10 protein-coding genes are annotated in these 11,177 nt (G+C 67.4%); 9 read left to right on the forward strand and 1 reads right to left on the reverse strand.

Annotated elements, in window-relative coordinates; all coding sequences use genetic code 11:
• Nucleotides 1-867: carbohydrate kinase family protein (locus ACPYOD_RS18465; RefSeq protein ID WP_481303165.1), on the reverse strand; the 867-nt coding region annotated here is incomplete at its 3' end.
• Between the two features lie 269 nt (nucleotides 868-1,136).
• Here ACPYOD_RS18465 and ACPYOD_RS18470 point away from each other — a divergent pair.
• From ACPYOD_RS18470 to ACPYOD_RS18510, 9 genes are all read left to right on the forward strand, one after another.
• On the forward strand, nucleotides 1,137-2,183 hold the full coding sequence (locus ACPYOD_RS18470; protein WP_072322142.1) for a rod shape-determining protein: 1,047 nt from the start codon (nucleotides 1,137-1,139) through the stop codon (nucleotides 2,181-2,183).
• Between the two features lie 50 nt (nucleotides 2,184-2,233).
• The gene (gene mreC / locus ACPYOD_RS18475; protein ID WP_481303166.1) at nucleotides 2,234-3,244 is read left to right on the forward strand and encodes a rod shape-determining protein MreC; all 1,011 of its coding nucleotides are present in this window, start codon (nucleotides 2,234-2,236) and stop codon (nucleotides 3,242-3,244) included.
• Nucleotides 3,241-3,732: a rod shape-determining protein MreD gene (mreD, locus tag ACPYOD_RS18480; RefSeq protein WP_481303167.1), complete on the forward strand. Its 492-nt coding sequence runs from the start codon at nucleotides 3,241-3,243 to the stop codon at nucleotides 3,730-3,732. Before mreC ends, mreD begins: the two co-directional genes overlap by 4 nt.
• Entirely contained in the window at nucleotides 3,729-5,741 is a 2,013-nt protein-coding gene (mrdA, locus tag ACPYOD_RS18485) for a penicillin-binding protein 2 (protein ID WP_481303168.1), read from the forward strand. The genes mreD and mrdA overlap by 4 nt, the downstream gene beginning before the upstream one ends.
• A 25-nt stretch (nucleotides 5,742-5,766) precedes the next feature.
• Complete coding sequence (gene rodA / locus ACPYOD_RS18490; protein WP_481303173.1) at nucleotides 5,767-6,858, forward strand: rod shape-determining protein RodA; 1,092 nt, start codon at nucleotides 5,767-5,769, stop codon at nucleotides 6,856-6,858.
• Between the two features lie 177 nt (nucleotides 6,859-7,035).
• Nucleotides 7,036-8,067: a lytic murein transglycosylase B gene (gene mltB, locus ACPYOD_RS18495; RefSeq protein WP_481303169.1), complete on the forward strand. Its 1,032-nt coding sequence runs from the start codon at nucleotides 7,036-7,038 to the stop codon at nucleotides 8,065-8,067.
• Nucleotides 8,064-9,542 carry a septal ring lytic transglycosylase RlpA family protein gene (locus tag ACPYOD_RS18500; protein ID WP_481303170.1) on the forward strand — a complete coding sequence of 493 codons (1,479 nt, stop codon included), beginning with the start codon at nucleotides 8,064-8,066 and terminating at the stop codon, nucleotides 9,540-9,542. The genes mltB and ACPYOD_RS18500 overlap by 4 nt, the downstream gene beginning before the upstream one ends.
• Before the next feature lie 38 nt (nucleotides 9,543-9,580).
• Complete coding sequence (locus ACPYOD_RS18505) at nucleotides 9,581-10,801, forward strand: D-alanyl-D-alanine carboxypeptidase family protein (protein WP_481303171.1); 1,221 nt, start codon at nucleotides 9,581-9,583, stop codon at nucleotides 10,799-10,801.
• Between the two features lie 14 nt (nucleotides 10,802-10,815).
• On the forward strand, nucleotides 10,816-11,106 hold the full coding sequence (locus tag ACPYOD_RS18510) for a DUF493 family protein (protein WP_481303172.1): 291 nt from the start codon (nucleotides 10,816-10,818) through the stop codon (nucleotides 11,104-11,106).
• Nucleotides 11,107-11,177 lie beyond the last annotated feature (71 nt).

Raw genomic sequence — 11,177 nt, forward strand, 5'->3', positions numbered from 1 at the left:
CTGCGTGCCCGGGTGCTCGACTTTCAGGGCTCCCATCAGCGACGCCATGCGGCCGACGGTGGGCCAGTCGTAGCCCTTCATGATGCCGAAGATGAGGCCGGCGCGGTATGCGTCGCCGCAACCGGTCGGGTCCACTACCTGACGCTCGCGCGCCGGCGGAATCTCCACGGTTTGGCCGTCCACGTGGATCAGCGAACCGCGCGGACCTTGCGTGACGATGTACGCGTCGACCTTCGACGCAATCTCCGAAGCGTTCCATCCGGTGCGCTGCTGCAACAGCTGCGACTCGTAGTCGTTGACGATGACGTACGTGGCCTTCGTGATCATCGAGCGGAATTCCTCACCGTTGAACAACGGCATGGCCTGGCCCGGATCGAAGATGAAGGGCACGCCGCGCGCGGCGAACTCGTCCACGTGCTGCAGCATGGCCTCGCGGCCGTCAGGCGCCACGATGCCGAACGTGCAATGCGCGATGTCGCGCACGTGGTTTTCCTGCGCGCTGGACATGGCGCCGGGATGGAAAGCCGTGATCTGGTTGTTGTCCAGGTCCGTGGTGATGAAGCACTGCGGAGTGAACTGGTCGTCGAACTGGCGCACGCCGTCGAGACGGATGCCGAATTTCTCCAGGTGCGCGCGATACGGCGCGAAGTCCTGGCCGACCGTGGCGACCGGCATCGGTTCGCCGCCGAGCAACTTGAGGTTGTACGCAATATTGCCGGCGCAACCGCCGAACTCGCGCCGCATGGCGGGCACCAGGAACGACACGTTCAGGATGTGCACCTGGTCCGGAATGATGTGGTTCTTGAACTGGTCCTGGAACACCATGATGGTGTCATAGGCGAGCGATCCGCAGATTACGGCAGTCATGCGTTGGGTGGCCCTGGATATGGATTGGCACGACCGCTGAGGCCGTGGGAAAAGCCGCCCACGCGGGGTCCGGCAAACCTGTGGATGCTACCCAAAAACGGCCCCGGAGGCGACCTCCCGCAGGGGCTCGAACCGGCTCCGGCGGGGCAGATTCCGCTTGCATCATTCGGACTTACAAGGCTTTCTTAACGACTGTACCCTTGCGTGGGGGAGGGCGCCAATCTAGACTCGCACGCTTACTTTTTCCCGCTATGGGCGCCCGCCGCATCATGTTTAAGAAGTTCCGCGGACTCTTTTCGAACGACATCTCCATCGATCTCGGCACGGCGAACACGCTCATTTATGTGCGCGGGCAGGGCATTGTCCTGAACGAGCCGTCGGTGGTGGCGATCCGTCAGGACCGTGGTCCGGGCGGTCCGCGCGCGGTGGCGGCGGTGGGCGGCGACGCCAAGCGCATGCTGGGCCGCACCCCGGGCAACATCGCCACGGTGCGTCCCATGAAGGACGGCGTCATCGCCGACTTCACCATGACCGAGGCGATGCTGCAGCACTTCATCAAGCAGGTGCACCGGTCGCGCATGCTGCGTCCGAGCCCGCGGGTGCTGGTGTGCGTGCCCTGCGGCTCCACCCAAGTGGAGCGCCGCGCCATCAAGGAATCGGCCGAAGGCGCCGGTGCCCGTGACGTCTTCCTCATCGAAGAGCCCATGGCGGCCGCGATCGGCGCCGGCATCCCGGTGCACGAGGCGCGCGGCTCCATGGTGCTGGACATCGGCGGCGGCACCTCCGAGGTGGCCGTCATCTCCCTGAACGGCATCGTCTACTCGCAGTCCGTGCGTGTGGGCGGCGACCGCTTCGACGAGGCCATCATCAATTACGTGCGCCGCAACCACGGCACGCTCATCGGCGAGTCCACCGCCGAGCGGATCAAGCTCGAAATCGGCTGCGCCTTCCCGCAGAGCGAGGTGCGCGAGATCGAGATCTCCGGCCGCAACCTCGCCGAGGGCGTGCCGCGCATGTTCACGATCAACTCCAACGAGGTGCTGGAAGCCCTGCACGAGCCGCTGTCCGGCATCGTGGCGGCGGTGAAGGCGGCGCTGGAGCAGACCCCGCCGGAGCTGTGCTCCGACGTGGCCGAGCGCGGCATCGTGCTCACCGGTGGCGGCGCGCTGCTGCGCGACCTGGATCGCCTGATCTCCGAGGAAACCGGCCTGCACGTGCAGGTGGCCGACGACCCGCTCACCTGCGTAGCCCGCGGTGGCGGCAAGGCCCTGGAGATGATCGACCAGCACGGCAGCGACTTCTTCGCGTTCGAATGATGAGGGCGCGCGCGGGCGGGAAGTCCGGGCGCACGGGGACACCCTGAGACATGGCTCTCAATCGCGACGAACAGTCGCCTCTGTTCGCGGCCGGCGTGGCGGGCACGCTGCGGCTCATCGTCTACCTCGCGCTTGCGTGCGTGCTGATGGTGCTCGACCACCGTGGCGGCTGGCTGCGTAGCGTGCGCTACGGGTTGTCCCTCGTGGTCGAGCCCGTCTATCGCATCGCGGGCCTGCCGTCGCAGGGCTTCCACGCGGCCACGGTGGCCTTCGCCGATCGCCAGCGCCTGACCGACCAGAACCAGCGCCTGCGCGAAGACCTGCTGCTGGCCAACGCCAAGCTCAACCGCATGGCGTCGGTCGCCGAGCAGAACCAGCGCCTGAAAGAACTGCTGGATACCCAGCACAGCCTTTCGTTGAACGTGCAGCTCGCGCGCCTCATCGGCGTGGATCTAGGCAGCTTCCGCCATCGCATCGTCCTGAACGTGGGTGCGCGCGACAAGGTTCAGCCGGGCCAGGTGGTGATCGACGCGCGAGGGGTCATGGGCCAGATCGTGGAAGTACTGCCGAGCACGTCGGTGGCCATGCTCATCACCGACCCGAACCATGCCATTCCCGTGACCATCGAACGCACCGGCCTGCGCACCATCGCCTACGGCTCGCGCGCGGGCGACATGCTCACGCTGCCCAACATTCCCGTGTCGGCGGACGTGCAGGTGGGCGACAAGCTGGTCACGTCCGGACTCGGCGGGCGTTTCCCCCCGGGCTTCCCGGTCGGCGAGATACGCGACGTGGCGCAGACGCCGTCCGGCACCTTCCTCTCGGCCCAGGCGCGACCCGCGGCGGACCTCGATCGCAGCGAGGACGTGCTGCTGCTGCACGATCTCGCCGAAAGCGCGGGTCCGCCGGCGCCCGCCCCGGCGGCGGGACCGCCCGCCAGCCTGGCGCCGGATCCCAACGCGCCGCCTGCGGCCACGTTGCCGTCCGTCACGTCGCCCACCGCCACGCCGACGCCGGCGCGGCCGTCCACGGCGGGCGCTCCGACGGGGGGTACGCCATGAACAAGGTTCGTGTCCGCCAGCTGTGGTTCGCCGCCACGCTGCTCATTTCCTTGTTCCTCATGCTCGTGCCGCTCCCGGGCCCGCTCATGCCGTTGAAGCCGTACTGGCCTGCGCTGGTGCTGCTCTACTGGTGCCTGCAGTCGGGCGACCGCGTCACCTTGGGCCTGGCCTTCTGCCTCGGCGTGGCAGCCGATCTCTTCGACGGCGTGCTGCTCGGCGAGCAGGCATTGCGGCTCACCGCCATGGTGTTCATTGCATTGCGCTTCCGTTCGCGCCTGCGCTTCTTCCCCATGTGGCAGCAGTCGCTGGCCGTGCTGGGCCTGCTGGTGAACGACCGCATCCTGCTCATGCTGGTGCGCGTGTTCAGCGGGGATCCGCTGCCGCCACCGGAATACTGGATCTCGCCGTTGGTGGGCGCGGCGCTCTGGCCGTTCCTGTTCCTGATCCTCGACGACCTCCGCGCGCGCCTGCGCATCCACGAGGCATGAGCCGGCGGCGCGCCTCGATCAAGGAAGTCCGCGGCGAGGTGGCGCTCTTCCGCCGCCGCGCCATGGCGGGCTTCGCGCTGATCCTGCTGGGATTGGCGGGCGTGTGCGTGCGCTATGTGTACCTCCAGGTGCTGCACCACGACGAGTTCGTGGTGCGCTCGGACCAGAACCGCGTGAAGCCTCGGGCCATTCCGCCCGCGCGTGGGCTCATCTACGACCGCAACGGCGTGCTGCTCGCGGACAACGTGCCCGCGTTCCGGCTCGAGGTCACGCCTGAGCAGGTGACGGACATGGACAGCATGCTGGCCAGCCTCGGCGAGGTGGTGCCCCTCACCGACGAGGATGTCGCGAGCTTCAAGAAGCAGGTGAAACAGAGCCGCCGCTTCGAAGGCGTGCCGCTGAAGCTCAAGCTCACCGAGGACGAGATCGGCCGCTTCGCGGTGAACCGCTGGCGCTTCCCGGGCGTGGACGTCGTGCCGTACCTTACCCGCCGCTATCCGATGGGGGCACAGCTGGCCCACGTCATCGGCTATGTCAGCCGCATCGACGCGGACGACCTGGATGGCATGGACGACGAGGAAGAAGCGACCTACAAGGGCACCACGCACATAGGCCGCATCGGCGTCGAGCGCTACTACGAGAAGCTGCTGCACGGCGAGCCCGGCTACGAACTGGTCGAGGTGAACGCCGACGGTCGCACGCAGGCGGTGCTCGACACCACGCCGCCCACGCCGGGCAAGAACATCTACCTCAGCATCGACGTGCGCCTGCAGAAGGCCGCCGAGGAGGCGATGAACGGCCGTGCCGGCGCCGCGATCGCCATCGATCCGCGCAACGGCCAGATACTGGCCTTCGCCAGTGAGCCCAGCTTCGACCCGAACCTCTTCGTCAACGGCATCAGTTCGGCGGACTACAAGGCGCTGACCACGGCGCCGGACAAACCGCTGTACAACCGCGCCTTGCGCGGCGTGTATCCGCCGGGCTCCACGGTAAAACCGTTCCTCGCCCTCGGCGGCCTCACGATGGGCATTCGCCGGCCCAGCGACACGGTGCTTTCCACCGGCGAGTTCTGCATTCCGGGGCAATCGCGCTGCTACCGCGACGACAAGCGCGGCGGCGACGGCACCGTGAACATGATCGGCGCCATCGAGAAGTCCACCAACACCTACTTCTACAAGCTGGCCCTCGACATGGGCATCGACCGGCTTGCCGGCTGGATGGGCAAGCTCGGTTTCGGCAGGAAGACCGGCATCGACCTCGTTGGCGAAGTGGAGGGCGTGCTGCCCTCGCGTGAATGGAAGGCCTCGCGCAGCAAGGCCGGCTGGTACCCCGGCGAAACCATCATTTCCGGCATAGGGCAGGGCTACTGGGCGGTCACGCCGATCCAGCTCGCGCACGCCGTGGCCACCTTCGCGGGCCGTGGCGTGCCCTATACGCCACACCTGCTGCTGGACACGCAGGACGGCGTGGACAGCGCGCGCGTCCGCCAGCCCTTCCCGCCCACCGGCCCTTCCGTGGTGCGCAAGGCCGCGGATTGGGAGGCGGTGAACGAGGGCATGGAAGCCGTGATCAACTCGGGCAAGGGTACCGGCAAGAAGCTGGGCATCGGCTTCCCCTTCATCATCGCGGGCAAGAGCGGCACCGCCGAACGCTTCTCGCGCAAGACCGACGCGTACGACACGAACAAGAACAAGGCCTACCTGGCCAGCCGCCACCGCGCGCTGTTCATCGCCTACACCCCAGCCGACGATCCGAAGATCTCGGTGGCCGTAGTGCTCGAGGCCGGCGCCTGGGGCGCGGAAGACTCGGGCCCCATCGCGCGCAAGATCCTCGACCAGTGGGTGGTGGACGAGGGTGGGCAGCGTCCGACCGATCCGGGCCCGGGACAGGTGGTGACGGCCGACACCGTGCCCGAGGCGGAAGCCGCGGAAGCGTCGTCCGCGCAGGACGTAGCGCCGGCGGCCGCCGGCAGCAGCGCGCCACCTTCCGACAATGGCGAGGACCAGTAGCGTGCTGAACCAACTGTCCGTCCGCATGAAGCGCTTCGGCCTGCGGCTGCTCAGCCGGCCGCGGCTCGACCTGCCATTGCTGCTGGCGCTGTTCGTGCTGGCCTGCGCGGGCCTGGCCACGCTCTACAGCGCCGGTGGCGGCAATTACTCGCTGGTGGGCGGCCAGGCCGCACGCTTCGTGCTGGGCGGCGTGCTGCTGCTGGTCATCTCGCGCATTCCGCCGCCGGTGCTGAGATCGTGGACCCCATGGCTCTACATGGCCAGCACGGCCCTGCTCGTGGTGGTCGCGGTGCTGGGCGAGGGGAGGGGCGCCTATCGCTGGCTCGACCTCGGCATCATGCGTTTCCAGCCCTCGGAGCTGCTGAAGCTCACCATGCCGATGATGGTGGCCTGGTACCTGCACCCCCGGCAGCTGCCACCGAGCTGGAAGGACATCGCCGTCGTGGGGCTGCTCATCGCCGTACCGTCGGGCCTCATTGCGGAACAGCCGGATCTCGGCACGGCGCTGCTTGTGGCCGGTGCCGGCGCGTTCGCGCTGTTCCTTTCGGGCATGGCGTGGTGGCGCATCGGCCTGCTCGTGGGCGGCGCGTCGGCGGCCGTACCCGTGGCCTGGCAGTTCCTCCACGAGTACCAGCGCAACCGCGTGCGCACGATGCTCGACCCCGAATCCGACCCGCTGGGCAACGGCTGGCACATCATCCAGTCGAAGATCGCCGTGGGATCGGGTGGCGTGTTCGGCAAGGGCTGGCAGCACGGTACGCAGTCGCGCCTCGATTTCCTGCCCGAGCACACCACCGACTTCATTTTTGCGGTGTTTTCCGAAGAGTTCGGGCTGGTGGGCGTCATCGCCATCATGCTGCTCTACGCCTTCATCATCGGCCGCTGCCTGTGGATCGCCATGAACGCGCGCGACACCTATTCGCGCCTGCTTGCCGGTGCCATCGGCATGAGCTTCTTCGTCTACGTGGCCGTGAACGGCGGCATGGTCGCCGGCATCCTGCCCGTGGTGGGCGTGCCCATGCCGCTGGTGAGCTACGGCGGCACGTCGGCGGTCTCGCTGCTCACGGGCTTCGGCGTGCTGATGTCGATCCACGCGAACCGCAAGCTGCACGACTGAGCCTGAGCGTTGTGTGGGAGCCGCTTCAGCGGCGATGGGTGCTCGCGGCAAGCACGCCCGCTGCCGCGGGATCGCCGGCATAGCCGGCTCCCACAAGTATCCTCCCTGTTTTCCAGGGCCTGAACGCGCTGCAACTTCGCCCGGGATACACCAGAAACGCGTGTTACGCTTCGGCGTATGGATGAAGTTCTCTCCGCGCGCCGCGCACCAACCGCACGCCATTTCCCGCGCCTCGCCGGCGCGTTGATCGCCTTCCCCCTGCTGTTCGCCTCCGCTGCCCAAGCCGGCACCCATCCGGGCCAGGAGCAACTGGTGCGCGAGGTGGCGAAGGACACCGGAAAAAGCAAGGCATCGCTGAACGCGCTGCTCGACGGCGCGAAGAAGCAGCAGGCGATCCTCGATGCGATCAGCCGGCCCGCCGAAGGCAAGCCGTGGCGCGACTACCGTCCCATCTTCCTCACCGAGCAGCGTATCTCCGCCGGCGCCGATTTCTACCGCGAACACCGCGCGCTGCTCGACGGCATCGGCCGCAAATACGGCGTGCCGCCCGAATACATCGTGGCCATCGTGGGCGTGGAAACCTTTTACGGCCGCAACACCGGCAAGTGGAAGGTGCTCGACGCGCTGACCACGCTGGCTTTCTATTACCCGAAGCGCGCGCCGTTCTTCCGCGAGCAGCTGAAGGCGCTGCTGGAGCTGCCCTCGAACCACCTCGGCGGCCCGCTCGATACGCTCACGGGTTCCTACGCGGGCGCGCAGGGCTGGGGCCAATTCATGCCTTCGTCCATTCGCGACTGGGGTGTGGATTACGACCACGACGGCCGCATCGACATGAAGGGCTCGATGGGGGACATCTTCGCCAGCGTGGCGAATTACTTCGCGCAGCACGGTTGGGAAGCCGGTGGCCCCATCGCCATGCGCGCCCAGCCCGATGCCCGGGCCGTGGCACCCGGGGTACCGAAAGACTGGCGCCCCGTGGCGCCCGTGGAATCGTTCGTGGCGGAGGGCTTCGCGCCGCTGCAGCACGTGAATCCGGGGCGCGACGCGCAACTGGTGCGTCTCGATGGTCCCAACGGCGATGAGTACTGGTTCGTGTTCCAGAACTTCTACGTCATCACCACGTACAACCGCAGCCCGATGTACGCCATGGCGGTGGATCAGCTGGCGCAGGAGATTCGCGCACGGGTGAAGGGGCCGGACGCGCGATGAACAAGGGTGCCGTGGGCGCGGTGACGACGGCAAATGCCCTGTGGGAGCCGGCTACGCCGGCGATCCCGCGGCAGCGGGCAGTCCTGTCGCAAGCGCCCATCGCCGCTGAAGCGGCTCCCACAAAAGGGCGCGTCGCGCAAATCCTCTTCACGGTTCTGGTTGCCGTGCTCCTCGCCGCGTGCGGCGGTTCGAAAAACTCCCGCCCGTCGTCGCGGGGCGGCACTTCGGCGCCCTCGTCGCGTGGCGGCTACGACGACATCCGCAAAGGCCAGTCCAGCCGCTACCGCAGCCGTAGCGACAGTGTCCCCACCGACATTCCCGATGTAAGCAAGTTGCCGGAGCCGGTGCCGAAGTCGGAGCCCCGTTCGCTCTACGGCAACAAGTCGCCGTATTCGGTGCTCGGGCAGACCTATCGGGTGCTGCCGAGCCCGCACGGCTACGTCGAGCGCGGCATCGCATCGTTCTACGGCAACAAGTTCCACGGCTACAAGACCTCCAGCCTGGAGGACTACGACATGTACCAGTTCTCGGCGGCACACAAGACCTTGCCGCTGCCGAGCTACGCGCGTGTCACCAACCTGGAGAACGGCAAGAGCGTCGTCGTCCGCATCAACGATCGCGGACCGTTCCACGAAAACCGCCTTATCGATCTCTCGTTCGCCGCCGCCGTGAAGATCGGCGTCTGGCCGAAAGGCACGGGCCTCGTGGAAGTGCGCGCCATCGATCCCGGCGACCCCGGCAGCGAACGCAGCGCGCCCTACGTGAATACGGCCCCGAAGCCCGCGCCGGTAACCGCGCCCCGTCCGCCTATGGCCCCTGCTGTAGGAGCCGCTTCTGTGGGAGCCGCTTCAGCGGCGATGGATCCTCGCGACAAGGCTGCCCGCTGCCGCGGGATCGCCGCTGAAGCGGCTCCCACAGGGAGTGGTTGTGGCGCACCTTCCTCCGGCGCCTCTGTGACGTCGGCGTCGCCCCGTACGGTGACCACACCCGCGGCCGCCGTGGGCGCCATGGGTGCGGCGACCGTTCCGACGGGGGACGCCGCCGACGACTACGGCGACGGCAGCGTGGCCGGTATGACCGATGCCACCCCGACCGAGGCCTTGCCGCCGGCGGCGGGCAGCACATTGCGGGCCGCGGGCACCACCACGCGGATTGCCGCCGCGACGCCGCCGGAGGCCGGTGCGGCTCCCGCGGCCGCGGCGGTGCCCGCGGGCGCCATCACGCCGCCGGTGCCCGGAAAGCCCAGTATCTACCTCCAGGTGGGCGCCTTCTCCGACGTGGCGAACGCGCAGCGCGTGGCCGATCAATTGAACCGCGCCGGCCTCGGGCCTGTCAGTGTCGTGGAGACCCAGATAGGTGGCCGCAACGTGCGGCGGGTGCGCGTGGGACCCCTGTCCGACGTGGATACCGCCGACCGCCTCACCGACCAGATTGCCGGCATGGGCCTGCCCAGGCCGCAGGTCGCGGTAGACTGACCTCCTTTTTTTCCTGTTTTGACTGGACCGCTGAAACGATGAAGCTCTTGCCCCGTTCCCTGTTCGCTTTCGCCGCCGCCGCGCTCGTTGCCGGCGTGACCGTGGCGCAGCAGACGCCGCCCCGTCCGTCCGTGCCGCGGCCGGTGGTCCCCGAGGCGCCGGTGCCGCCGCCGCCGGAGGTGGATGGCAAGAGCTGGGTGCTGATGGACTACAACACCGGGCAGATCATCGCGTCGAAGGACCCGGACATGCAGGTGGAGCCGGCCTCCATCACGAAAGTGATGACCGACTACGTCGTGTCCGCCGAGATCGGCAACGGCAAGATCCACATGACCGATCCGGTCACCATCAGCGAAAACGCCTGGCGCGGCGGCGGTGCGGGCACCGACGGTTCCACCAGCTTCCTGAAGCTCAACAGCCAGGTGCCGCTGAAGGACCTGCTGTACGGCATGATCATCCAGTCCGGTAACGACGCCGCCATCGCGCTGGCCGAGCACACCGCCGGTTCGGAACCCGCGTTCGCGAACCTGATGAACGCGTACGCGAAGCAGCTGGGCATGACCCACTCCAACTTCCAGAACGCGTCGGGTTATCCCATTGCCAACCACTTCACCACGGCTCGCGACATCGCGATCCTCTCGCGTGCGCTCATCCACGATTTCCCCGAGGACTACGCCATCTCGGCGGTGAAGGAGTTCGAGTGGAACGGCATCAAGCAGCACAACCGCAACCTGCTGCTGTGGCGCGACAACACCGTGGACGGCATCAAGACCGGCCACACGGCCGCCGCCGGCTACTGCCTCGCCGCCTCGGCCAAGCAGGGCGACGCCCGCATGATCGCCATCGTCATGGGTGCCAGCAGCGAGAAAGGCCGCGCCGATGCCGCGCTGGCGCTGCTCAACTACGGTTTCCGCTTCTACGAATCGCACAAGCTTTACGAAGCCAACAAGCCGCTGGCCACGCCGAAGCTGTGGAAGGGCGCTGAGAACACCGTTCCGCTGGGCCTCACCGAAGACGCCATGGTGTCGGTCAAGCGCGGCGACTACGACAAGCTGAAGGCCAACCTCGACATTCCGGCCACCCTCATCGCACCCTTCAAGAAGGGCCAGCAGGTGGGCACGCTGCGCGTGACGCTCGACGGCCAGCCGGTGCTTACGAAGCCGCTGGTGGCCTTGGCCGATGCGCCCGAGGGCGGTTTCTTCTCGCGCCTCTGGGACACGATCATGCTGTGGTTCCACAGCGATAGCGACAAGAAGTAAGAGGGCACGCCGTCATGCGCGAGATCGATTTCAGCGAGGCACAGAAGCAGGGGAAGGGTTTCACCTTCCCGGGCGAGTTCGAGATCACCGCCATCGGCAACGCCAACGCGGGCCTCGACAAGCATGTGCCGGCGCTGTTGCACGCCATCGGCCTCGAGGTACTGCACGAGACGCTGTCCACCAAGCTCACGCCGGCCGGCAACTACCAGTCGGTGACGGTGAGCTTCGTGGCGCCGACTCGTGAGAAGTACCTCGAAGCGCACAGCACGCTCCGGGCGGACGAGAACATTCGCTTCACGATGTGATACAGGCCGGGCCATCGCCGCTGAAGCGGCTCCCACACAAAGCGATCTGCCGCGCTCTGTGTGCTGTCTCT

This window comes from Luteibacter sp. HAY1-4A (genome assembly GCF_056755355.1).

What these genes read in the sequence shown, in the direction of transcription:
- mreD (WP_481303167.1), top strand. Translation starts at nt 3,241, where the DNA reads ATGAACAAGGTTCGTGTCCGCCAGCTGTGGTTCGCCGCCACGCTGCTC.
- rodA (WP_481303173.1), top strand. Translation starts at nt 5,767, where the DNA reads ATGAAGCGCTTCGGCCTGCGGCTGCTCAGCCGGCCGCGGCTCGACCTG.
- mrdA (WP_481303168.1), top strand. Translation starts at nt 3,729, where the DNA reads ATGAGCCGGCGGCGCGCCTCGATCAAGGAAGTCCGCGGCGAGGTGGCG.
- ACPYOD_RS18505 (WP_481303171.1), top strand. Translation starts at nt 9,581, where the DNA reads ATGAAGCTCTTGCCCCGTTCCCTGTTCGCTTTCGCCGCCGCCGCGCTC.
- mltB (WP_481303169.1), top strand. Translation starts at nt 7,036, where the DNA reads ATGGATGAAGTTCTCTCCGCGCGCCGCGCACCAACCGCACGCCATTTC.
- mreC (WP_481303166.1), top strand. Translation starts at nt 2,234, where the DNA reads ATGGCTCTCAATCGCGACGAACAGTCGCCTCTGTTCGCGGCCGGCGTG.
- ACPYOD_RS18510 (WP_481303172.1), top strand. Translation starts at nt 10,816, where the DNA reads ATGCGCGAGATCGATTTCAGCGAGGCACAGAAGCAGGGGAAGGGTTTC.
- ACPYOD_RS18500 (WP_481303170.1), top strand. Translation starts at nt 8,064, where the DNA reads ATGAACAAGGGTGCCGTGGGCGCGGTGACGACGGCAAATGCCCTGTGG.
- ACPYOD_RS18470 (WP_072322142.1), top strand. Translation starts at nt 1,137, where the DNA reads ATGTTTAAGAAGTTCCGCGGACTCTTTTCGAACGACATCTCCATCGAT.